Raw genomic sequence first — 22,555 nt, forward strand, 5'->3', positions numbered from 1 at the left:
TCGGCCGCCGGGAAGGGGGAGTTGGCCGCGCGCGCCGCGGGGCCGGTCAGCCCTCGCTGGCCAGGTGCGCCGTGAAGGAGAAGCGGTCGCCCCGGTAGAGGGTGCGCACGCGCTCCAGGGGCCGCCCCCCGGTGTCGCGCGATACGCGGTGGATCAGGAGCATCGGCAGCGCGGGCGGCGTGCCGATGAGCAGTGCCTCGCGCGGGGTGGCGAGCACCGTCTCGATGCGTTCGTCGGCGTCGCCGAAGGGGATGCCGAGCCGTTCACGCAGGTAGGCGTAGAAGGACGAGTCGGGTTCGAAGTCCCGGTCCAGGCGCGGCACCCGCTCCACGGAGACGTACGTGGACTCCAGGCCCACCCGCTCCTCGTCCGCGAGCAGCACCCGCTCCATGTGCCAGACGGGCTCGCCGACCGGGACCCCTATGTCGGCGGCGAGCGCGGCCGGGCACGGGAAGCGGTCGAGGGAGATGAGGCTGCGTCCGGGGGTGCGGCCCTGCCTGCGGACGCCCTCGGTGTAGCTGGCGAGCGACAGGGGCTGTTCCAGCTTGGGCCCGGCGACGACGGTGCCGCGGCCCTGGCGGCGCAGACGGCCCTCAAGGAGCAGTTCGCGCAGCGCCTGCCGCACGGTCTCGCGCGCGACCTCGTACCGCTCGGCCAGGTCCCGCTCGGTCGGCAGCGCCTGCCCGTCGCCCAACTCGTCGATCAGCTCCGCGATGCGGGCCTTGACGGCGTAGTACTTCGGGATGCGGCCGTGCTCGGGGATGCCGGAGCGGATCGGGGCTCCGGGAGCCTGGTCGCGCAGGTGGTCGGGCGGGGCGGCGTTGGGCTTGTCCACGGGCAGATGTTCGCACGTCGCGGGGGTGGGGGTGGGCGGGCGTGCCTCGCGTGGGGCGCGGGGCGGCGGGGGTACGGCCGGTTCACGGCGGGGACACGTGGGGACGCGGCGGGCCGGGGCGCGGAGAAGGCCGGGCCCGTGCCGCCGGGTGGTGCTTCGGCTGGGGCGGCACGGACACGGCCTTTTCGGAGGCGGCGGGACGGCTGTGTCAGCTCCCTCTGGCCCGAAGGCGCCGAGATCCCACCACAAGGGCCACGCCGCCGAGGAGGAGGGCGGCGGCGGTGACCCCGAGCCCGGGCAGACGCCCCGGGCCGGTCTTCGCGAGTTCGCCGGGGGACTCGGCGGCCGCGCCGCCCGCCCCGACGATGTCGAACACGTAGTCGTTGGAGGCGCCCACCCAGTCCCCGTCGTCGTCACGGCGCCGCACCACGGCGGCGCTCGCCACGACGCCGCCGGGCGCGGTGTCGGAGGTGAAGGCGAGCCGGACGCCGACGGTGCGGGTGCCGCCGGGGGCGAGGGTGAGGCCGGGGCCCGCGTCGGGCCCGGCGCCGCCGAGGACGCCGATGGTCTCGCCCCGGTCCGTCCGCTCGAACCGCACCGGCCGCCGCCGCGCCCCGTCGTCGTACTCCAACTGGACCTGACGGGGCCTCAGAGACTTGGTGCCGTCGACGAGCACGATGACGGGGTGGACGTTTCCGCAGGTGTCGTCCGTGGTGTTGGTCAGCTCCAGGGACCAGTCGCGAAAGCCGCCGCCGCGCTCGTACGTGGCGGGGCCGCCGCTGATGCGGGTGCCGATCGGGAACCCGTCCCCGGCGCCCTTCGCGCAGGTGGGCCGCGGCGCGCCCGGGCCGCCCTCGCGCGACGGGTCGCCGGCGGCCGCCGCCTCGGCCCCGGCGGGCACGAGGGTGACGGCGGCGGCGACGCCTGCCGCGAGAGAACTGCGAAGTCGCATGGGGAGCCCTTGCTGGCGGCCGGGACGCGGGGGCGTCGGGGACGGCCGAACTGACGGCGGAACAGCGCCCGTTGAGCTGCCCGGAAAGCGGCCGGGCGGCAACGGGTCGCGGCCCAGACCCTGCCACGCGCGCGCGACCCCGCACCCGCCCCACCGCCGTCGGCGACCCGTTCGGCTGGCCGATTCCCCTCCAACAGCCGATTCTTCGTCAAGTCCGATTGGCGGGAAAGGCGGCACTCGCCCGGCCGAACAGCGGGGCGAGGACGAGTTGCGCGGCGCCCTCCGCGACCCCCCGGTCACCGCCGGGCGCGACCCGCACGCCGACGGCCGCCCGCGCGCCCTCGCGCCGGGCCCGCTCGGCGACGACGGCACCCACACCCCGTACGAACAACTCCTCGGCGGCGCCGACGGTCCGCCCGCCGAGCAGCACGAGGTCGATGTCGAGCAGCGCGACCAGGTTGCCCGCCGCGGTACCCAGCACGCGCGCCGCCTCGTCGAGGTCACCGCGCGCGACGGCGGCCAGACACAACGCCTCGACACACCCACGATCACCGCACTCACAGGCCGGCCCGTCCAGTTGGACCACCTGGTGCCCGAACTCCCCGGCCCCGGTCCGCGCCCCCCGGTACAGCCCGCCCCCCAGCACGAGCCCGGCCCCGAGCCCGGTCCCCAGGTGCAGATACGCGAACGACTCGGCGGCCCCGCCCAGCGCGAGCCCGAGCGCGGCGGCATTGGTGTCCTTGTCCACCACCACGGGCAACCCCAGCCGCCGCGCCAACACATCCCGCAGCGGATACCCGTCCCACTCGGGAAACCCGGTCACGCGGTGCAACACCCCAAAGGCGTGGTCGAGGGGCCCGGGCAGGGCGACCCCCACCCCGAGGACGACCGCCCCCGCCGCCTCCGCGCCGGTCGGCGCCGCGCCGACCAGCGCGGCAACCGCACCCGCGGCAACCTCCACCACGGCATCGACCCCACCCGCGAAGTCCAGCCCGGCCCGCCGCTCGGCGACGACGACCCCGGTCAGGTCGACCAGCACGGCCACCAGGGAGTCCCGCTCAAGATGCACCCCCACCGCATACCTGGCCCCGGGAACAAGCCGCAGCAGCGTCTGCGGCTTGCCCCCGGTGGAAGCCCGACGCCCCGCGTCGGCCACCAACCCCTCCCCCCGCAGCCGAGCGACGATCTTGCTGACGGCCTGCGGCGTGAGCCCGGTCCGAGCAGCGAGCTCAAGCCGACCGACGCCCCCGCCCCCACCGCCGGAGGCACCCCGCAGCAGGTCAAGGACCAGCGCCGCGTTGTGCCCGCGCAGCGCCCGCAGATTCGCCCCGCCGCCGAACGCGGCCTCGTTCTCCCTGTTCACACCCCCATTGTGGGCCTCGCTTGCACTTTGGCAACACCGTTGCCAAAGTAGAGGGCATGACTCAAGGCACGAACGACCTCCGCGTCGGCCTGATCGGCTACGGCCTCGCGGGCTCCGTCTTCCACGCCCCCCTGATCGCCGCGACCGAGGGCCTGACCCTGGACACGGTCGTCACGTCGAACGCCGAGCGGCAGGCGCAGGCGCGCGCCGAGTTCGGCGCGGACCTGCGCTGCGCGGCGGACGCCGAAGAGCTGTGGGACCGGGCGGACGAGCTCGACCTGATCGTCGTCGCGTCGCCGAACAAGACGCACGTTCCGCTCGCGACCGCCGCGCTCAAGGCGGGCCTGCCGGTCGTCGTGGACAAGCCGCTGGCGGGCACCGCGGCCGAGGCCCGCGACCTGGCCGCCCTCGCGGACGAGCGCGGCCTGCTGCTCTCGGTGTTCCAGAACCGCCGCTGGGACAACGACTTCCGTACGCTGCGCAAGCTGCTCGCCGAGGGCGGCCTCGGCGACGTCCAGCGCTTCGAGTCCCGCTTCGAGCGCTGGCGCCCGCAGCCCAAGGGCGGCTGGCGCGAGTCCGGCGACCCCGAGGAGATCGGCGGCCTGCTGTACGACCTGGGGAGCCATGTGGTCGACCAGGCCCTGGTCCTGTTCGGCCCGGCGGCGGCGGTGTACGCGGAGGCGGACGTGCGCAGGCCGGGCGCGCAGGCCGACGACGACACGTTCATCGCCGTGACGCACGCGGGCGGCGTCCGCTCGCACCTGTACGTGAGCGCGACGACGGCCCAGCTCGGCCCGCGCTTCCGGGTGCTCGGCTCGGCGGCGGGCTATGTGAAGTACGGCCTGGACCCGCAGGAGGCCGCGCTGCGCGAGGGCAGGCGGCCGACGGACGAGGACCCGTGGGGCGTGGAGCCGGAGGCCCTGTGGGGCAAGGTCGGCTCGGGCGAGTCCCCGCTGACCGGAGGCGGCCGCCCCGAGCCCACGCTGCCGGGCGACTACCCCGCGTACTACGCCGCCGTGGCCGCCGCGCTGCGCGGCGAGGGCGACAACCCGGTCACCGCGCGGGAGGCCGCTGCGGCCCTCGACGTCCTGGAGGCCGCGCGCCGCTCGGCCCGCGAGGGCGTGGCGGTGACGCTGTGACGACGCGGCCCACGGCACCGGCGACGGCCCCGGCCCCCGCCGCCCCCTCCATCGCCGAACTGGAGGAGCAGGAGCGCCGCCTGATGCTCCGTCGCTTCTCGTACGACGACGCCTGGGCGCTCGGCTCGCTCCTGGTGGAGATGGCGCGCGAGCGCGAGGCGCCGGTCGCCATCGACATCCGGCGCGGCGGCCAGCAGTTGTTCCACGCCGCGCTGTCCGGCTCGACGCCCGACAACGACGCGTGGATCGACCGCAAACGCCGCGTCGTCGAGCGCTACGGCTGCTCCTCGTACCTGGTGGGCAGCAGGTTCCGCGCCAAGGGCACGACGTTCGAGGAGTCCTCGCGCCTCGACCCCGACCGGTACGCGGCGCACGGCGGCGCGTTCCCGATCGCGGTCGAGGGCGCGGGCGTCATCGGCACGGTGGTCGTCTCGGGCCTCCCCCAGGTCGCGGATCACGCGCTGGTGGTGGCGGCCCTGGAGCGCTTCACCGCGTCCTGACGACCCGTACGACCGGGCGGGCCGTCCCGCGCGCTCAGCACGCGGGACGGCCCGCCCGGATCACCTGCTCCTCGGTTCAGTCCGCTCAGTCCACCTGGTCCTCGGCGCGGCGGCGGATCATCACCACGAACCCGACACCGGTGCCGACCAGGGCCGCGGCGATCGCACCCACGAGCGCCAGCTCACCGGACGAGGTGCCGGTGTGGGCCATCTCGTCGCTCTTGCTGGGGCTGGGCTGCGGGTGCGTGGGCGAGTCGGACGGGGACGGGCTCGGCCCGTCGCTGTCCGACGGGGACGGACTGGGGCCGTCGCTGTCCGACGGCGAGGGGCTCGGGCCGTCGCTGTCGGAGGGAGACGGGCTCGGGCCGTCACTGTCCGACGGGGACGGGCTCGGGCCATCGCTGTCCGAGGGGGACGGGCTCGGGCCGTCACTGTCGGAGGGAGACGGGCTCGGGCCGTCACTGTCCGACGGGGACGGGCTCGGGCCGTCACTGTCCGACGGCGAGGGACTGGGGCCGTCACTGTCCGACGGCGAGGGACTGGGGCCGTCACTGTCCGACGGGGACGGGCTCGGGCCATCACTGTCCGACGGGGACGGACTCGGGCCATCACTGTCCGACGGCGACGGCGACGGCGACGTACACGACGGCAGATCGCCCGTGAACGGGTACGCGTGGATCTCCTGGCCGCCCCCGGCCAGCGAGGTGTGGGTCAGCGAACCCACCGTGAAGAAGCGTCCGTTCATGCCGGGCAGGGTCACCGTCGTCGAGCTGCCGGGCGACCCCACGAGCACGCTCCCCTGGAACTGCCCGCTGCCCCCGAACCGCACCGAGGAGGCGTCCGGCACGTTCCACAGCAGCTTCTCGCGGCTGACGCCGGACAGCAGGCCGCTGTAGGTGCGCACCGTGCGGGCGTCGCCGACGAGGTTGACGAGCACGGTGGCGTCGTCCGGGATGTTCCTGAAGGAGATGCCCTGGTCGCCGCCGGTGCGGCTGACCATGTCGAAGTCCACGTTGAAGACCTGGATCTTGGACGTGCCGTCACCGGTGAAGACGGTCTCGCTGCCGTTGTTGACCGCCGTGCCGGTGGTCTCGCGGGGCGAGCCGTTCTCGTACGCGTAGCACTGGCTGGCCTCGGTCAGCTGGGCGGGCAGCATCGCGTACTTGTCGGCGGCGTTGGCGTCGTACACCGGCGTGGGGGTGACCCGGCCGCTGAGGACGGCCCCGCCGTACCGCACGACTCCGGAGATGCTGCCCTCCTCGGCGAGCAGCCGCTGCCCGGTGGCGACGGTCAGGTCGCCGCCGACCGTCAGGAAGTCCGAGCCGTTGGGCGGCGGCACCCGGGAGCCCACACCGGCGACGCCCACGTTGTAGATCTGCGAGGCTCCGGCGCGCTTGTTCTGGTCGAACTCGCCGAGGACGACGACCTTGCCCTCGGCCTCCGCGGCCGCCTCGCGGACCAGCATGTTCTCGCCGACGAAGACGTTGATGTTCTCGTCCCGGCCCGCCACCGGACCGTTGTTCACCTCCGGGAACCCGTTCTCCGGGCAGGCCGCGCCCTTGCAGGGGCCGAGCCCGCCGGGCAGGGGGTCGGCGACCCCGAGCCCGGCCAGGCCGCCGACGATGGCGGCGGCCGCGACGGTGACTGCCGCCGCCACATACGCTGAACGTTTTCTTCGCATACTCGGAAATATGCGTAATTAAGACAAAACTAATGGGAGACACGCTCACCGCTTCCCCCATTGGCCTACGCCCGCGGGACCCGACCAGACGTCAGGCCCCCTTCAGCTCCTGCCGCTGCCGCCCCAGGCCGTCGATCTCCAGCTCCACCACGTCCCCGGCCCGCAGATACGGCTTCGGCTCCGGCTGGCCGAGGGCGACCCCGGCCGGCGTACCGGTGTTGATCACATCGCCCGGGTAGAGCGTCATGAACTGGCTGACGTAGCGCACCACTTCCGCGACCGGGAAGATCTGCTGGGCCGTCGTCCCGTCCTGCTTCAGCTCGCCGTTGACCCAGAGCCTGAGGCCGAGTGCCTGCGGGTCGGGCACCTCGTCGGCGGTGACGAGCCAGGGGCCGAGCGGATTGAAGGTCTCGCAGTTCTTGCCCTTGTCCCAGGTGCCGCCGCGCTCGATCTGGAACTCGCGCTCGGACACGTCGTGCGCGACCGCGTACCCCGCGACGTGCGCGAGCGCCTCCTCGTGCGACTCCAGATAGCGGGCGGTGCGCCCGATGACGACGGCCAGCTCGACCTCCCAGTCGGTCTTCACCGAGCCGCGCGGTACGAGCACGGTGTCGTCGGGCCCGACGACGGTGTCCGCCGCCTTGAAGAACACCACGGGCTCGGCGGGCGGCTCGGCGCCGGTCTCGGCCGCGTGGTCGTGGTAGTTCAGGCCGATGCACACGACCTTGCCGATGCGGGCGAGCGGCGGCCCGATCCGCAGGCCGGCCGGGTGGAGCGCGGGCAGGGTGCCCGCGTCGGCGGCGGCGCGGACGCGGGCGAGCGCGGCGTCGTCGGCGAGCAGCGCGCCGTCGATGTCGGCGACCGTGCCGGACAGGTCGCGCAGGGTGCCCCCGGCGTCGAGCAGCGCCGGACGCTCGGCGCCCGCCGTACCGACTCGCAGCAACTTCATGGTGTGACTCCCTGGGGTCGAGCGGGGTCCCGGATGGTGTGCGGCCATCGGAGGTGCCGCCGATGAGTGCGAGCATCGGCGATTTGGCCGATCCTCCAAGCTCGGCGTCCGCTCCGCAAGACCCCGTTCACGTACTGGACCGTCACATCACGGCGGCGGCGCCCATCGCGCCCGCCCCGGTCGGCATGTCCCGGTACAGGAAGGCCCGCTCCACCGCGCTCCACGTCGTACTGGTCACGACGTACAGCGCGGCCGCCAGCGGCACCACCGCCACGGTGAACAGCGTCATGAACGACATCAGCGGCATGAACTTGGTCATGGCCGCCATGGCACCGGCGCCGGGCGCCTGCTCGCCGCCGGACGCACCGGGCGCGACCGGCGGGTTCGCGGCGAGCTGTCGCTTCGTACGCCGGTAGTTGAAGGTCGCGACGGCGGCGACGAGGGCGAAGAGCGCGAGGTAAAGCAGACCGGCCGCGCCGAAGAGGCCGCCGTCGCCGAGCGCGTCGGCCCAGCGTCCGCCGAGGGGTGCCGCGAACAGCTTGTGGTCGAGGAGTTCGTTGGCCTTGCCGCCGATGTCCGAGCTGGAGAACAGGTGGTAGAGCAGGAAGAAGGCGGGGAGCTGGAAGAGGCCCGGGAGGCAGCCGGCCAGCGGGGACACCTGCTCCTTGCGGTGCAGCTCCATGAGCGCCTTCTGGAACTTCTCCGGGTTCTTGGCGTGCTTCTCGCGCAGCGCGGCGATCTGCGGCGAGAGCTTGGCGCGCGCCTTCTGGCCGCGTGCGGCGGCCCGGGACAGCGGGTGGACGAGCAGGCGTACGCAGATGGTGACGGCGACGATGGCGGCGGCCATCGCCGAGCCGTGGAACAGCGGCGCGAGCAGGTCGGCGAGGTCGGCTACCAGGCCGGCGAAGAAAGACATGGGTGAGCCCTCCGGGGGTCTCGTCGTGCCGGAATGCCTCAGCGGGAGGCGGACGTGTCGGCATGACGACCCGCGCGGGGTCGGTGATCGCTTCCGCGGGCGCTGTCGCGCGCGCTCGCGGGGCGGGTCCCTACGCGGCCGTCAGGAGGGGACGGCCGGGTGCTCGCGGGCGGGTGCGCCCACGGGCGTCGGGATCGCGCTGCGGCAGGAACGCGGTGCGTTGCTCGCGGTCGCGGATGGCGGTGCGCACCCTGGTGCGGGGCACGGCGGGCGCGCAGCGTGCGGCGAGCAGCGAGCACAGGGCGAGGGCGGAGCCCGCGGCGGCGGTCGCGGCGAGCGCGACGGCGGCGGAGAGGCTGCCGGTGTCGGCGAGGACGGTCTCGACGAGGAGGAAGAGGACCAGGGCGGCGGGGCGCAGCGGCGCGAGCCACTTGCCGAGCACGTGCCTGGTCAGATCCTTGACCACGTCGCCACCTCCCCTCGCCGTTCGTTCAGATCATCGTTCGTGCAGATGTACTGCTCACGTTTATACAGGATCGAGCCGGACGGGCTGAAGGAGCCTGCGGGGTCCGGGCAACGGCCCGACCGGGTCAGCGACGCACGGAAGGCCCACCGCCGGCCCCCGCGCCGACGCCCTCGGCCTCCCCTGCCCCTGGCCCCTCGCCCTCGATCGGCTCCCTCGCGAGCACCTCCGCGTCCGGCCTGCTGTCCTGGTCGACAGGACCGGCGTACGAGACGGCGAGCGCCACCGCCAGGTTCGCCGCGAGCGCGACGATCCCCGCGTTCACGCCGAACACCGGGTCGTGCTCGGTGAAGACGAGCCCGCACACGATCGCCACCCCCACGACGAGCCCGCTCACGGCCCCCACCAGCGTCAGCCGCCGCCACACCAGGCCGAGCAGCAGCATCGGCAGGAGCTGCGCCATCCCCTCGTACGAGATCAGCGAGAGCCGTACGAGGGTGTTGGGCGCCGTGTACGTCATGACGAGCGCGAGCGCGCCCGCGACCACGACCACGGTCTGCGAGGCGCGCTTCTGCCGCGCGGGCGCCCGCAGCCCCGGCAGCAGGGACAGCACGCTCCGGCCCCACATCGTGCCGATGACCAGCATGAACACGGCCATCGGCACGATGGACGACAGCGCGGCGGCGACCCCGACGAGCCCCACCACCCACGCGGGCAGCGAGTCCACGACCAGCTTGAACAGCGCGAGGTTCGACCCGGCCCCGGTGAGGCCCGGCACCACGAACAGGGCGGCCATGCCGAGCAGCATCGGCACGAACAGCAGGATGTTGTACGCGGGCAGCAGGACGGCGTTGCGGCGCAGGCCGTCGGCGCTGCGGGCGCCCAGATAGCCCGCGACGGTGGTCGGGAAGATGACGACGGTGAGGGCGTTCAGGAAGGTCGTCGTGGCGAACCACGCCTGCCCGTACGGACTGCTCCCGCTGCCCGGCAGCGTCAGCCAGTCCCCCTTCTCCCGCACGACCCGGTCGAGGAAGTCCCCGTACCCGTCGAAGTAGTGCAGCGGCACGTACACGACGAGGAACGCGAGCGTGCCGATGACGAGGACGTCCTTCAGCACGGAGACCCACGCGCTGCCGCGCAGCCCGCTCACCACCACGAACCCCGTGGTGACGGCGAACCCGATGAAATAGGCCCAGTTGAGGCTGATGGCGCCGTACGAGATCGTCGAGACGACGACGCCCATGCCGGTGATCTGCAACTGGATGTACGGCAGCAGGAACACCGTCACCATGACGGCGACGGCGGCACCGAGCCACGGCCGCCCGTAGCGGTGCGCCACCATGTCGGTGATGCCGACGAGCCCGTGGCGGCGCGCGTAGGCCCAGAGCATCGGCCCCACGACGTACCCCACCGCGTACCCGCAGGACATGTACGCGACGACGTAGAGCACGGGCGCGCCGTAGTTGTACCCCCAGCCCGCGGCGCCCAGGTAGCTGAAGCTGGTGTAGCCCTCGCCCGCCATCAGCACCCAGATGAGCACGGTCCCGAGGGAGCGGCCGCCGACGGACCACTCGGCGAGGGCGCCCTTCGGGGAGCTCTCGCCCGCCCCCGACCTCCGTCCCCGTACGGCGAGCAGTCCGAGGCCGACGGTGGCGACCATGAAGACGGCGAAGATGCTGGTGGCGATGGTGGCGTTCATGAGGTCCGCCGCCTCATGTTCTTGTCCCCGCGGTAGGCGAGCCAGACGGCGACGGGCGTGACGAGGGTGGCCGCGAGCAGCCACGCGAACAGGAACGGCAGCCCGAGGACGAGGGGCCGTACGCGATTGACGAAGGGCAACGCCCCCACGTACAGCACGAAGGGCACGAGGAGCCACAGGAGGTGGGGGCGGCGCTTGATCACGGGGCAGGAGCTTAATCGGGCCGCTCGGCCCGGGTGGGGCGGCGGGTCGACGGCATGGCGGCGGGTCGGCGGCCGACGGCGGGGCGACGGCCGGCGGCGGCTCAGCGGGGCCGCATGGCCGTCAGCTTCCCCCACACCACGAGCCGGTACTTGGACGTGTACGCCGGGGTGCAGGTGGTGAGCGTGACGTAGTACCCGGCGCGGTCGTACCCGTACCCCGGCCGGACCGCGCTGCGCGGCACGGGCGCGATGACCCCGCCGTCGCGCGGGCTCGTGCGGTCGAGGGTCTTGTCGACGGTGTACGTGTAGACGGCGTCCCGCGTCCCGACGGTCATCCGGTCGCCGGGGCGCAGCCGGTCGAGATGGCGGAAGGGCTCGCCGTGGGTGTTCCGGTGCCCGGCGAGCGCGAAGTTCCCGGGGCGGCCGGGCCGGGCGGTGCGGGGGTAGTGGCCGACGTACCCCTTGTTGAGCACACCGCCCTTGCTGACGCCCGCGGCGACGGGGACGCGGAGGCCCAGGCGGGGGATGCGCAGGACTGCGTAGGCGTGGCGGGTGGGTGTGGGCGTGGGCGTGGGGTGGGTTCGGGGCGATGTGGGGGGCGTGGTGGATCCAGGGACCCCGGGGTCGGGCGCGCCCCCGCCGCGACGGCGGTCACCGCCCCGCTCGGCACCCGCAGGCTCCCCACCGGAAGGGCCCTTCCCCGCCTCCCCCCACTCCCTCTCCAGGGAGTCGGCCTTGCTCTCCGCCGCCGCGCGGGCCTGGTGGTTGGTCCACCAGAGCTGGTGGACGACGAGGAGGAGCAGGACGAGGCCGAGGGTGAGGGTGGCTTCGGCGGCGTACCAGAGGAGGCGGAGGAGGGGCCGTCGCCGGACGGCCGGGGCCCCCTGGACGACAACCGGGGCCCCCTGGACGACAACGGGAACGCGCCCCCGTACCCGGAACGCAGACCCCCGTACCCGCGACGCGGACGCCCGTACCCGGAACACACGCCCCCGTACCCGAGACACAGGCCACCACCTCCAGCACAGGCCCGCAAGATAAAGGCAGCGCCCGCAACTGACCAGACCCGCGATGACGCGCGACGCACCCCATACACCCCACCCCGGGAACGGCAGTACGGTGTCACCCATGCGCCCCGACACGCCTGCCGACCACGTCGACCACATCGCCGAAGCGGAGCGCCTGGAGCGCACCGCGGGCCTCTACCCCGAGGACGCCGAACACCTCCTCCTCCAGGCCGCGGCCCACCTGGAGCTGGCCGACGCCCGCGACCGCGCGACGACGCTCTACGACAGCCTGCTCTCGCCGTCGGCGTCGCACCCGCCGGAGAACCCGACCCTGATCCGCGCGCTGAAGGCGGCGAACCTCTGGGAGTACGGCCACGAGGCGGAGGCGCGGGCGATCATCGACGGCGTGCGCGGCACGGCACCGGCGGACGCGGCGCCGTGGGTGATCGTGGCGGAGGCGCTGGAGGCCCACGACGAGCTGGACCAGGCGCACGAGACGTTCACGCAGGCACTGACGCGCCTGCTCCCGGCGGCGGGCGCGGGGGCCGAACCCCCTTACCCCACCCACCCGTTGCTGTTCGGCCGCCACCGGGTACGCCGCCTCCTCGGCGCGGAGCACGACGCCTGGGACGGCCTGGCGGACCGGGTCCACCGCTCGCGCGCGTCGGCGTCGGGCCGGGCGCCGGTCCCGCTGGACGAACTCCACGACCCCAAGCGCGTCTGGGCCCTCGGCTCGGAGAACCCCGAAGACCTCCGCGCCGAAATCGCCCGCCTCCAGTCGGAGTTGGGCTCCTACCGCGAGGCCCTCTCCCGCCCGTTCCCGGTCGCCGTCCTCCACTGGCCGTCCACGGAACTGACAGAACTCCTCGCCGCGTACCCGTCCCTCTCGACGGAATACCCGTCCCACGAGGCCCACTTGGCGACCATAGAGTCCTCCCTCCGCGAACTCTCCACCTCCGGCACCCCCAACTTGGGCATCGTCACGGGCACAGTCCCCTCCTACGAGGCCTTCGCCGCCTCCGAGGGCGCCTCCCCCGACGATCCCCTGCTGCTGCCGCAGTACGCGACGACGTTGGCTGCGCGGGGGCGGGCGCAGGGGTGGCCGCCGGAGGCGGGGGCGTCGTGCTGGTGCGGGTCGGGGCGAACGTACGCCGACTGCCACGGGGGCCGGTGACGGCACCGGCTACACCTATCGCACCCTCTTGATCACTGACGAACGTCTAAATCGAAAGCGAATCCCCAGGATGGCACGGCTAATTCTCCAGGGTCCCGGTGAGACCTGCAGCAATACAGAGCCTGGGGAACACCAACTGCTCGCGTCTGCAGACGACATCGAACTTCAGTCCGTCGCTTCCTGGCTGGGCAGTCACCCTGTAGCCGAGGCCTACACTGAGGCGATTCGGAACTCGATCGATTACGTTCTTGACGGCGGGCGGACGGGAAGGTTCGACCTAATGTCGCCCGAGGTGCACCCCGGCGAGCGGGCCTCCGTCGGGGCAAAGCTCGAGTACGAGATCCTCCGGATACTTGGGCTGCCAAAGACCAGACCGCTGGACACTCTCATCGCGGACGTTCCCGTAGACATCAAGGTCACCGTGGGCGACAACTGGGCTATCCCCACTGAGGCCCACTGTCAGCTGTGTATCTGCACCCAGATCCAGCTAAAGAAAAATCGGCATAGATCATGGCTCGTCCGGGCCCACAGGTCGTGGCTCTACCGCGGCAAGGGAAATAAGGATCAGAAGCGCGGTCTCGCAGTGCAGGCGCGCGAACACTGGAGCCTTCCGCTTTACGACTGGACAGCGCTTCCAGTCAATCCGCTGCGCTACCTGACTGAGGAACAAGTAGAGCAGGTGCTGGCCAAAAAGCCAGGACAGGTGCAGCGAATGCTCAAGATGTTCCATTTCCTTGAAGGACACATCATCCCACGGAACGTCTTCCTGACAGTGGGAGCAGGAAAGCAAGACCCAATGCGCCGCGCCCGGCAGCTACGGGATCGCGCGGCAAAAGAAGGGCTCACCGTCCTCTGCGGCACCTGGGTAGATTCACGTGATGAGGCTGCCGCTCGCGGCATCACCCTCCAACCCGGCGAGTGGATCGCCCTGCGTGACGGCACCGAGGGAGATGACTCGGAAGCGCCCCCAGCCTGACCGACTGAAAGAGACGCTAGGAGCAAGACCTCGGTGCGCGCATCTGACGACTGGACCCCACCGACAGGTTCGTGGGCGTCCTCTGCGGCTCGGCGCAGGAACATGCAAGCCATCCGAAGCAGAGACACCAAGCCTGAGCGGCTGATCCGTCGACTCCTGCACGCCCAGGGGCTTCGCTACCGAGTATCAGCGAAGCCCTTGCCTGACCTGCGCCGGACTGCGGATATTGTCTTCCGGCCGACGAAAGTAGCCGTATTCATTGATGGCTGCTATTGGCATGGCTGCCCCGAGCACTATGTGCCACCAAAGACGAACGAAGGCTATTGGTCAGGCAAGGTGGCGGGCAATATGGCTCGCGACCGGGATACGAACCGACTCCTGGCGGAAGCAGGCTGGACAGTTCTCCGCTTTTGGGAGCACGAGTCACCCGACGAGTGCGCGAGCACTGTCGTCCGCATCGTCCTCGAACGACGGGAGGCTCTGCTGCAGGGGAAGCTCGGGCGCAACGAGTGACGGGTCGTCCTCGTGTTCATATTCCGGGCTCGGATCGTCGTGCAGTGGGCCAGTACGAGTCAAGGCTTCCCGGATACTCTCGCCGACGGCTGCGGCGACCGGAGGCGGGAACGCATTGCCGACCTGGCGGTAGCGCGCCGTCTTGCCTCCAATGAACACCCATGGCCCCTCAGGGTCGTTATCGTCTGGGAAGCCCTGGATAATGGCCGCCTGCTGGACGGTGAGCTTCGGGCCCCGGGTCAGGTCGCCAAGGTCACGGCCGAGGTCACTTGTGTCGCCCTCGTCATTGGCTACACCCATGCCGTCGACGCCTAGGGCCTCCCAGGCCCGCTTGGCTCGGGTCGGACCGAGATCTGCTCCACCATGCTTCTTGGAACCACCCACCAGCGTCGGCGCGACCGTGCCAAGGCTGGCGTCCTTGTGCCACTTCTTGAAGCGGTCGGTCCCCGCACCAAGCCGTCTTTCCATGCTGGGGCCCAGCGCTTCGACTACACGGTGCACCTTCTTTCGGGGCACTGGCCAGTCAAAGCCGCGGTACTGGTCTTTTCGGATCGCCACCAGGATGGCGCGAGGCCGGAGCTGGGGCACCCCGAAGTCCTGAGCCTCCAGAACGCGCCAACCGCAGATGACGTAGTCGGCCTTGCGCAGCCGGTTTTTGATGTGGTTCCGGTAGTAGCGGAACTTACGCTCCGGCTCCACAAGCCCTCGGACGTTCTCGATCATGACCGCCCGAGGCTTGAGCTCCTCAACGAGATCAAGCATGCGGGGAAAGAGATCCCGCTCGTCATCGCGGCCCAGCTGATGCCCCGCCGCCGAGAAGGGCGGGCAAGGCACACCGCCGGCGAGAAGGTCGAGCTGCCCTGGCTGAAGCATCCGCTTGCCAGAGGCCTGCTTCCTCCGGTGCCCCTCAGGGTCAGGCACTTCTTCCAGCGGCTTGAAGTTGTTGACATCCGTCTCGCGAACCAGGCAGTGCTTCTTCTCCCAGGCCCAGGATGGGCGCGACTCGATGTTCTTCCTGAGCGTCGCAGCAGCGTGCTTGTCGATCTCCACCAGCGCGAGGTGCCGGAAGCCGGCCTGGTGAAGCCCAACAGCCTGGCCGCCGGCACCCGCGCAGATCTCGATTGAGGTCAGCTTGTGGTGGGCGGTCCCCATCGGCTCCTCCTGGTACGGCGAATTGCAGACACGCAAGTGTCGCATCCCCCCAGGACCAGGAGCCACGTGACCGGCCGACTTTCGCTGGGAGACGTCAGCTCCCCAAGAGCCTGTCCAGGTCTCTTTGGAGTTCCTCCCGCGTCACAGCCGGCAACTGCCGGTACATGGCCCAGATCGTTTCCGTCTGAGACATGGTTCGCCCGTCTGCCTCCATCCAGTTGAGCAGCTCCCGCTTACCGCGCTTGGGAAGCTCCGCCACCCGGTCCCAGACCTGCTCTTTGGTCATCTGCACGCCAGTGAGGTGCTTCACGGTCTCGTTGCAGCGGGCACACTCCGTGATCAAGTCTTCGGCATTGGCCGCATTGCCGGATCTGTGCGGATTGACATGTCCGACAGTGAGGCGAACCCGTGCGTCCGGATCATCCGCGTACGCCTCCCCGGCTGCATGCCCGCATCGTCGGCAGGCATGGCCGTCCCGCTCAAGCACGAGCCGCCTGGTTTTGGCACTGATCTGCCGCAGGCCCGCCGCCCTGTGCTCCGGCTCCCAAACAGGACGTCCGATCGCTTCCAGATACAACTGCTCGGGCTGAAGGCTAGGCCGGTCCCGATAGGTCCTGATCACCCACCCCGCGGGCCGCAAATCGCGCATGCGGCGGTCCACCTGCTCCGCCCCCTGAATCGCCTCACGGAGCCTGGCCTTGGAGAAGGTCCCGCCTTCGCCAACCTCATCTCGGAGCCACAAGGCGACGCGGACCCGCGTACCAAGCCCTTCGTTTCGCCAGCTCAACCCTGGTTCAGTCATCCGCACGCCAATCGATCAAATGTTCCATGCATGCCTCTATCGAATGGAGACCGTAGCTTGCCGCCACTTGCCGCGGCAAGTGGCGGCAAGCTGATCCGGGCATCAGGCCCCGCGCCGAAAGGATCAGTCGTGTTGCATCACTCCGCCACAACGGGCCCCCGCACCTGCGTCGAACTGTGCTCAGGCGCCGGAGGCCAGGCCCTCGGCCTTGAACAGGCAGGCTTCAGGCATCAGGCGCTCATCGATCTAGACAGCGACGCGTGTCAGACGCTCCGGCAGAACCGTCCGGACTGGCACGTCGTGCAGGCAGACGTCCGGTCATCGGAACACGTTCTTGCCGTGACAGGGGCTCGCCCCTGCCTCCTAGCAGCGGGTGTGCCGTGCCCACCCTTTTCGATCGCTGGCCGGCAGCTCGGGCTAAATGATGAGCGCGACCTGATCCCTGCGGCGCTCGCACTTGTCTCTGCCATCAAACCGAGGGCGATCCTCCTTGAGAACGTGAAGGGGTTACTTCAGGCGAAGTTCTCGGCATACAGGGCAGCCATCCTTCGAGCCCTTTCCAACCTTGGCTACACCGCTGAGTGGCGCCTGCTCTACGCCCGCGACTTCGGCGTGCCACAGCTGCGGCCACGCGCAGTCTTAGTAGGTATGCAAGGGCAGGCGTTCACCAACTTCTGCTGGCCCGCGGGATCCTCTCTCACCACAGAGGCAGCGCACGTAGGCGCCGTACTGCACGAATCGATGGCATCCCGAGGCTGGAAACTTGCTGATACCTGGGCCGCCCAAGCCCAACGGATCGCACCAACGCTGTGTGGTGGCTCTCGGAAACACGGAGGTCCGGATCTAGGACCGTCCCGAGCTAGACGGGCATGGGCTGAGATCGGGGTGAACGGTTCCAGCCTCGCGAACGAGCCACCGGCGCCTCACGATCAGCTACCGGTGAGACTCACCGTGCCGCAGCTCGCACTGCTGCAGGGCTTCCCACCGGACTGGACGTTCGCGGGAGGTAAGACATCCGTCTACCGACAAGTAGGGAATGCCTTTCCGCCTCCTGTGGCACAAGCAGTCGGCCGCGCCATCGCGGAGGCCTTGGATCAGGCAGCCATGAGGGCCGCGTAGCCCCGACGGTGTGCCATCTGCATCCCGTCATCGAACGGCATGGGAATCGATGTGCCGGATAAGAGCACGAACATCAGCCATGTCCATTCCTGCAGCGAGGGAAGGCTCCTCCTGCAGGTCCGCAAGCTGCTGCACGGACGGGTCGTCCAGGATCTGCCCCATAAATTCGAGCTTCTCGCCCAGCCGCAAGGCCACTACCTCATCGATGGTTCCTTCGGCCGCCAGAGCCGTAACTCGTGTCTCTGTTCCAGGTGCAAGCCCGAGTCGGTGAATACGGTCGAGACTCTGAAGGAAGCGGCCAGCCATAAAGTCACGATCTACATACACGGCATCATGGCAGACCTGGTGCAGGCTGATGCCCTCGCCCAGGGTCGCAGGGTTAGAAAGCAGCACAAGGCAATCAGGGTCTTCCCTGAACCGCTTGAGCTGTTCCTCACGATCAGGCGTCCCTCCGTGCACGACGGCTGGCTGATAGGCGGAGAAGAGCCGCTCCATCGTCGTGAGGCTGCGTACGAAGGTCGTCCATACCAGCGTCTTCCGCCCCATGCCCGCGTTCTCCGCAACGATGCTGAGCGCTTCCTTGTATTTCGGAGAAAGCTCATAGTCAGGCAGCTGCCTGAGGAGGGAGTACAGGGAGTCGGTCCGTGGCACTTCCAAGGGCGGCACCCGATAGTCGAGCGGCGCGTATCGGCTTTCGCCCTCTAAGAGCAAGGCAGGGCTAGTCGCCGCCATGAGCAGCCGCAGCATCGCCTTGCCCAGAGCATCGAAGTCTTCCCGCCCAGCCTCAGCCCGAGCGGTGTAGCGGCCGACGAGCGCGTCGTACACCTCACGGTGCAGGGACGGCAGCGGGACGTAACGAATGCGTGTTTCGAAAGGTGGGAGCCCGAGTTCGTTCTTAGTGGTCCGGGCAAACAGTGGCCGCAGCACCGTACTCGCATGGGCGAGGTCGCCACCGGCTACGGCATTGGTCACGACGCGGCGACCGTGTCCCGGCCATACGAAGGAGAGCAAGTTTTCCAAGTCACGGGCCCCATTGGGTGCTGGGGTTCCAGTGAGGATGAGCCGTCGGCGAGCCAACGGGCCTAGTGCCATGCAGGCACTGCCGTAGATGCCTCGTGCCCCGAGCTTCATGCGGTGCGCCTCGTCAAGAATGATCATCGATGGGACGCCGCGGAGCCAGGTCGCGAGCGTAGCCAGGGATCGGTCAAGCCTCTCGTAGTTCACGATGAGGACATCCGTTCCCGGATCGGGAAGGCGCTCCATTACCCGGACGGCAAGTGGCTCCTTGAAGCACACCTCACTCTCATAACTCCAAGATTCGTACGCGGACTTAGGGCTCACGACGAGCAGCCTGCGCACGTCCCCCCGCTCCCTCATCGCGCTGAAGATGGCGAGCCCGACACGGGTCTTACCAGCACCCGGTACCGAGAAATTCGCACCGTGCTGGAGGGACAGGAGGCGTGCGATGTCTCGACGCTGGAAGTCGGTGAGGTCCGCACGCCATTCAGGACCGAGTTGGTCCAGAACCAGGCCTGGTGTGCCGACGGGGGCGGTTCCGGGGTCCTCCAGCCATTGCTCGGCCCGCTCCGCGTCGTCGAGAACACTGCCGACGAGGGTGGCCAGCTCCTTTTCCCACTCCACATCCGGGGATGGCCAAGCGGCCAGCGCCTCAAGCCCAGTAAGGAAGTCATCGAGATCGACCTCGACTGACAGCACGGTGCGCTGACCGGCAGCGGGGAACCGGGCTGCCAGCTTGGCGAAATCGCCTTCGCGTCCCGGGGCCGCCCGCAGAACGGCACGCGTGCGGGTGACATCCGAGGCGATTCGCAGAGACGGTTCAGGGGCCGTGGTCACACACCCTCCTGCCTGACCGAATCACGGAGCCAGGAGACGCCGTCACCGGGCGCCTTGATACTGCGCTGGGTCGCTACGGCGAGCTTCGTCAGGGTCTCGCGGAGGGTCAGGACCGCCTCATCAAATGCCTCTTCGTCGAGGCTGCCGGAAGCCTTGGCGAGCGTGAGGTCGGTGATGCACTGCTCGATGTCCTGGCATGCGTCGGTGATACGGTCCTGTGCCGCTTGCTTGCGCTTGCGGACCCGTGCGTCCTTACCCGCAGGTTCCAGAGCCTCCTCAAATGCCTCCTTGGCAGTGCTGAACATCTCGGCGGCTGTCTTGCTCCGCTCGGTAAGCAAGCCGTCCTCCACGGTTGCGACTGCCTTCGCTTTCAGGATTTTATCGGTCAGCTCCTTGGCCTGGGTGACTTTGGGCGCAGCCGACTTCATGGTCCTGTTTAGCCCAGGAATCACCACGCCTGCTGCCGGGGTCACGGCTTCCGTCTTCAACGAATCCGGAAGCCTGCTGTCCAAGTACCGGCCCCTGAAGTCAGGTTCGATGAGTCGTACGTCAGTCTTTGAAAACCCGAGAACGATGGCCACAAGTCGCGTCTCTTTAAGAACCTCCGCGCTGTCCTTGCTTACCGCCGATTCCTTGGTGTATCGGCGATAGACCTCACGGAGCTTTTCCTGCTGCTTTTCGAAGTCCAGCAGCCGAAGCCGAGCTCCGTCATCGATGGACCGCTCAATCAGGTCGCGGAGGCAGGATAGGACCCACAGGTCCTGCTCACATGTCTGGGCACGCATGCGGAACTCCCGCGCCACGTCGGCGAGCGTACGCCCCAGAAGGTGCTGTTCCTCCATAGCCAGAAGCCGGTTGATGTACGAGTACTCACGGCGCTGGTCTGGACGGAGTTGAAGGGACAGCTCCACCGCGTTGATGTCGTCCCACGTGCACGACTCGGGCAGAACGCCGACCCGAATGTTCGCGACGCCCAGTTCTTTAAGAGCTGCACGACGCGTGTTGCCGTTGACGAGGATGCCGTCCCGCGTGATAAGCCCGGGTTCCTTCTGCCGGTCGGCGCGGAGGCTCTCCATCAGCTCGTTGAAGACGGGGTCATTCTTGGAAGGGTCTTCCGGCAGCATCTGCAGCAGGTGTTCCAGGTAATCCTGGCTGCCGGGCGCCCACGGGTCGTCATCAAGCAGCGCGTCCCGCTCGAGGTCGTGACTCCGCTGAGCGCGAATGCGGTGCGTTCCCGGGTTGTAGTAGAGCGACTCCATCGGCATGTCGATGACCTCAACGTGCAGCGGCTGCGTGCGCCACTCAACGGTGAGCGTCTCCCGGACGCCATTTCCCGCTGCGATTTCCTTCAGCCGCTGTTCGACCAGCGCCTTGTTCGCCTCCGCCAGCGGCGGCCGGCCGAATTCCTTACCCACCAGAATCTCCTCAAGAGCGTCGGGGTTTTACTTCTCCTACGTAGCCGCTTCCCACCCGAGGGCAGGAAGCGGGCCTCCGAGATCACCAAAAGTTGTGCGGACTATTCGGCCGACGGCGGCTTCAGAGCGCTGCGGATCTGTGCCCTCGAATCTTCGGGAAGCGTCCGGTAGTCGGCCCAGAACGCCTCCGCCGCACTGAACTCGCGCTGATCGCGCTCCATCCAGGCCGACAGCATCCTGCGCTCCAAGCCGCTGAGACCCTCAGCGCGCTTCAGCATCTCACCCAGGTCTGCCGCTACTGCGCCGCGCCCGCCCACCCGGCAGCGGTTGCACTCGGCCACAAGCTCCGTCTTCTCAGTGCCGTCCGGCTGCCGCACAACCCGGCGGGCGATATCGATCTGGGCGGACTCGTAGGTGCCGGCGTAGATCTCACCCGGTGCGATGCCGCAGGACCGGCAGAAGTGCCCGTCGCGTGAGAGCACTTCACGCCGCTGGGTCTGAGTAATCGACGTGCCGGGGCGCGTGCCCTTGCCCGGCTGCCACACCGGCTCGCCCTGCTTCACGAAGCGCTGCTCATGCTGGCCGAGGGAAGCGTCCTCACGGTTCGTGTTGATCTGCCAGCCGTGGTCCCGCAGATCACGTACTCGACGGTCGGCCTGGCTGACCCCCGGGAAGGCCGCCTTCACGTCTTCCTTGGTGAAGACGTTCCCCTCGCCCACGACGGTCACTAGCCACAAGCCGGCACGCTTCATGGTGCCGAGCTGCGGATCCGTCCATGACGGCAAGTCCACCTCGTACCCCTCTCCTTGTTGGGTCCACTAAGGCCGCAAGCAGCGGAGGGCCCGCCAACTGCGCTCCCCCTAGGAGCGTTGCTCAAGTAGCGGTGAGAAATCCAGTACTGCCCGGCAATTGCACTGGCGCCATATTTGCGCCTCCGCAATGACCCAACGTACCTATCCAAATCACCAGGGACTCCAGCAAGATGGAAGGTCTACTCAGACGCCCGCGTCACACGGAGAGGCTGGCCTATATGGCGACGAGACCCTCGGGAGGCCATCCTCCACACGATGACGATGCTGTGCCACTCTCGCCCAGAGAGGTGTTCCTGGGGGCGCTGCACGACCTACTCATTGCCGCAGACCTCGCCCACAACACGATCGCCAAGCGGGCAGGCATCCATCAATCCAGCCTGTCCTGCTACAACACAGGCAGGCGTGTGCCTGAACCGGGCCTGTTGGAGCGGATCTACAAGGTCCTGGAGCGTGAAGCACAGCGGTTTCCCGAGACGACGCTGCCGCACACACTCCCCTACTTGCTCCAACTCCGCGATGCCGCCCGCGCCCAGCCCATCGCCCCCTCAGCTGCAACCGCCGCCTTAGCCGCCACCGAGAAGCCTCGCGTGCAGCGGCCGGCTTCCCCAACGTTCCAAGCGAGGCGCCGCATGAAGCTGGGTCGGCTCGCTCGCCGCAAAGTTGCGGGCCCGTCGACACAGGCAAAGGTGCCGGTCCCCCGACGAGAGGGGGACCGGCACACTGCCAGCAATTCACACGCCGCCGACATCGCCGACTACCTCCGTCACGTGACGGCGGGCAGGTTTCGGCATGCGCAATTCATTGCCTGGGCGACAGCGAGAACCCTTGCTCCACGAGAGTTCCCCGAGGTCATGGCCTCGTACCGGAACGCGGGAGCAGAGGAAGGAGCTGAGGCAATCCTCAATGCCGCCGCGAGTCAGGATGACATCCAGACTTCCATCAACATCACCGCTGCGTTGATCGATGGAGGTCAAGTAGCCGATGCCCAAGCTATGTTGGCCGTCATCCGCACCGATCTGTAGCCCGTGCCG

22 protein-coding genes are annotated in these 22,555 nt (G+C 69.4%); 7 read left to right on the forward strand and 15 right to left on the reverse strand.

Features of this window, described 5'->3' with window-relative positions:
- Positions 1 to 46 precede the first annotated feature (46 nt).
- The 3 genes from ACZ6BG_RS06060 to ACZ6BG_RS06070 form a co-directional block, all read right to left on the reverse strand.
- The gene (locus ACZ6BG_RS06060; protein WP_468997384.1) at positions 47 to 835 is read right to left on the reverse strand and encodes a GntR family transcriptional regulator; all 789 of its coding nucleotides are present in this window, start codon (positions 833 to 835) and stop codon (positions 47 to 49) included.
- Between the two features lie 208 nt (positions 836 to 1,043).
- On the reverse strand, positions 1,044 to 1,787 hold the full coding sequence (locus tag ACZ6BG_RS06065; protein WP_468997387.1) for a hypothetical protein: 744 nt from the start codon (positions 1,785 to 1,787) through the stop codon (positions 1,044 to 1,046).
- Positions 1,788 to 1,995: 208 nt separating this feature from the next.
- Positions 1,996 to 3,150 (reverse strand): ROK family transcriptional regulator, encoded by a 1,155-nt coding sequence (locus ACZ6BG_RS06070; protein WP_468997389.1) that lies wholly within the window; start codon positions 3,148 to 3,150, stop codon positions 1,996 to 1,998.
- A 56-nt stretch (positions 3,151 to 3,206) separates the two neighbouring features.
- Between ACZ6BG_RS06070 and ACZ6BG_RS06075 the strand changes: the two genes are divergently transcribed.
- Positions 3,207 to 4,289, forward strand: a complete 1,083-nt coding sequence (locus ACZ6BG_RS06075) for a Gfo/Idh/MocA family oxidoreductase (protein ID WP_468997391.1) — start codon at positions 3,207 to 3,209, stop codon at positions 4,287 to 4,289.
- Entirely contained in the window at positions 4,286 to 4,789 is a 504-nt protein-coding gene (locus ACZ6BG_RS06080) for a heme-degrading domain-containing protein (RefSeq protein ID WP_468997393.1), read from the forward strand. Before ACZ6BG_RS06075 ends, ACZ6BG_RS06080 begins: the two co-directional genes overlap by 4 nt.
- An 85-nt stretch (positions 4,790 to 4,874) precedes the next feature.
- On the opposite strand, the gene ACZ6BG_RS06085 is transcribed toward ACZ6BG_RS06080, so the two are convergent.
- The 7 genes from ACZ6BG_RS06085 to ACZ6BG_RS06115 form a co-directional block, all read right to left on the reverse strand.
- Positions 4,875 to 6,446: a choice-of-anchor A family protein gene (locus ACZ6BG_RS06085; RefSeq protein ID WP_468997395.1), complete on the reverse strand. Its 1,572-nt coding sequence runs from the start codon at positions 6,444 to 6,446 to the stop codon at positions 4,875 to 4,877.
- Between the two features lie 115 nt (positions 6,447 to 6,561).
- Positions 6,562 to 7,419, reverse strand: coding sequence for a fumarylacetoacetate hydrolase family protein (locus ACZ6BG_RS06090; protein ID WP_468997398.1), 858 nt, complete (start codon positions 7,417 to 7,419; stop codon positions 6,562 to 6,564).
- Between the two features lie 142 nt (positions 7,420 to 7,561).
- On the reverse strand, positions 7,562 to 8,335 hold the full coding sequence (locus tag ACZ6BG_RS06095; RefSeq protein ID WP_468997399.1) for a YidC/Oxa1 family membrane protein insertase: 774 nt from the start codon (positions 8,333 to 8,335) through the stop codon (positions 7,562 to 7,564).
- A 130-nt stretch (positions 8,336 to 8,465) separates the two neighbouring features.
- Positions 8,466 to 8,801, reverse strand: coding sequence for a DUF6412 domain-containing protein (locus ACZ6BG_RS06100; RefSeq protein WP_468997401.1), 336 nt, complete (start codon positions 8,799 to 8,801; stop codon positions 8,466 to 8,468).
- A 124-nt stretch (positions 8,802 to 8,925) separates the two neighbouring features.
- Positions 8,926 to 10,497 carry a sodium:solute symporter family protein gene (locus ACZ6BG_RS06105; protein ID WP_468997403.1) on the reverse strand — a complete coding sequence of 524 codons (1,572 nt, stop codon included), beginning with the start codon at positions 10,495 to 10,497 and terminating at the stop codon, positions 8,926 to 8,928.
- Positions 10,494 to 10,700, reverse strand: coding sequence for a DUF3311 domain-containing protein (locus tag ACZ6BG_RS06110; RefSeq protein ID WP_468997406.1), 207 nt, complete (start codon positions 10,698 to 10,700; stop codon positions 10,494 to 10,496). Before ACZ6BG_RS06110 ends, ACZ6BG_RS06105 begins: the two co-directional genes overlap by 4 nt.
- Before the next feature lie 101 nt (positions 10,701 to 10,801).
- The gene (locus ACZ6BG_RS06115; protein WP_468997408.1) at positions 10,802 to 11,707 is read right to left on the reverse strand and encodes a class E sortase; all 906 of its coding nucleotides are present in this window, start codon (positions 11,705 to 11,707) and stop codon (positions 10,802 to 10,804) included.
- Positions 11,708 to 11,828: 121 nt separating this feature from the next.
- On the opposite strand from ACZ6BG_RS06115, the gene ACZ6BG_RS06120 reads away from it, so the two are divergent.
- From ACZ6BG_RS06120 to ACZ6BG_RS06130, 3 genes are read left to right on the forward strand one after another with little or no spacing between them, the layout of a single operon-like run.
- On the forward strand, positions 11,829 to 12,881 hold the full coding sequence (locus tag ACZ6BG_RS06120; RefSeq protein WP_468997411.1) for an SEC-C domain-containing protein: 1,053 nt from the start codon (positions 11,829 to 11,831) through the stop codon (positions 12,879 to 12,881).
- A gap of 28 nt (positions 12,882 to 12,909) precedes the next feature.
- Positions 12,910 to 13,857: a NaeI family type II restriction endonuclease gene (locus ACZ6BG_RS06125; RefSeq protein ID WP_468997413.1), complete on the forward strand. Its 948-nt coding sequence runs from the start codon at positions 12,910 to 12,912 to the stop codon at positions 13,855 to 13,857.
- 33 nt (positions 13,858 to 13,890) lie between these two features.
- Complete coding sequence (locus tag ACZ6BG_RS06130) at positions 13,891 to 14,370, forward strand: very short patch repair endonuclease (RefSeq protein WP_468997416.1); 480 nt, start codon at positions 13,891 to 13,893, stop codon at positions 14,368 to 14,370.
- Here the strand turns inward: ACZ6BG_RS06130 and ACZ6BG_RS06135 are convergent.
- Both ACZ6BG_RS06135 and ACZ6BG_RS06140 read right to left on the reverse strand, forming a co-directional pair.
- Positions 14,281 to 15,522 (reverse strand): DNA cytosine methyltransferase, encoded by a 1,242-nt coding sequence (locus tag ACZ6BG_RS06135; RefSeq protein ID WP_468997418.1) that lies wholly within the window; start codon positions 15,520 to 15,522, stop codon positions 14,281 to 14,283. The genes ACZ6BG_RS06130 and ACZ6BG_RS06135 overlap by 90 nt on opposite strands.
- Before the next feature lie 94 nt (positions 15,523 to 15,616).
- Positions 15,617 to 16,171, reverse strand: coding sequence for an HNH endonuclease (locus ACZ6BG_RS06140; RefSeq protein ID WP_468997420.1), 555 nt, complete (start codon positions 16,169 to 16,171; stop codon positions 15,617 to 15,619).
- A 183-nt stretch (positions 16,172 to 16,354) separates the two neighbouring features.
- Here ACZ6BG_RS06140 and ACZ6BG_RS06145 point away from each other — a divergent pair, with 183 nt between their 5' ends.
- Positions 16,355 to 17,443 (forward strand): DNA cytosine methyltransferase, encoded by a 1,089-nt coding sequence (locus ACZ6BG_RS06145; RefSeq protein WP_468997422.1) that lies wholly within the window; start codon positions 16,355 to 16,357, stop codon positions 17,441 to 17,443.
- 27 nt (positions 17,444 to 17,470) lie between these two features.
- On the opposite strand, the gene ACZ6BG_RS06150 is transcribed toward ACZ6BG_RS06145, so the two are convergent.
- From ACZ6BG_RS06150 to ACZ6BG_RS06160, 3 genes are all read right to left on the reverse strand, one after another.
- Positions 17,471 to 19,297 (reverse strand): DEAD/DEAH box helicase, encoded by a 1,827-nt coding sequence (locus ACZ6BG_RS06150; RefSeq protein ID WP_468997424.1) that lies wholly within the window; start codon positions 19,295 to 19,297, stop codon positions 17,471 to 17,473.
- Positions 19,294 to 20,712 (reverse strand): transcriptional regulator, encoded by a 1,419-nt coding sequence (locus tag ACZ6BG_RS06155; RefSeq protein ID WP_468997426.1) that lies wholly within the window; start codon positions 20,710 to 20,712, stop codon positions 19,294 to 19,296. The genes ACZ6BG_RS06150 and ACZ6BG_RS06155 overlap by 4 nt, the downstream gene beginning before the upstream one ends.
- Before the next feature lie 101 nt (positions 20,713 to 20,813).
- Positions 20,814 to 21,503, reverse strand: a complete 690-nt coding sequence (locus tag ACZ6BG_RS06160; protein WP_468997428.1) for a hypothetical protein — start codon at positions 21,501 to 21,503, stop codon at positions 20,814 to 20,816.
- Between the two features lie 287 nt (positions 21,504 to 21,790).
- On the opposite strand from ACZ6BG_RS06160, the gene ACZ6BG_RS06165 reads away from it, so the two are divergent.
- Positions 21,791 to 22,546, forward strand: coding sequence for a helix-turn-helix domain-containing protein (locus ACZ6BG_RS06165; RefSeq protein WP_468997431.1), 756 nt, complete (start codon positions 21,791 to 21,793; stop codon positions 22,544 to 22,546).
- The last annotated feature ends 9 nt before the right edge of the window (positions 22,547 to 22,555 follow it).

Source organism: Streptomyces sp. NPDC041205, assembly GCF_055591765.1.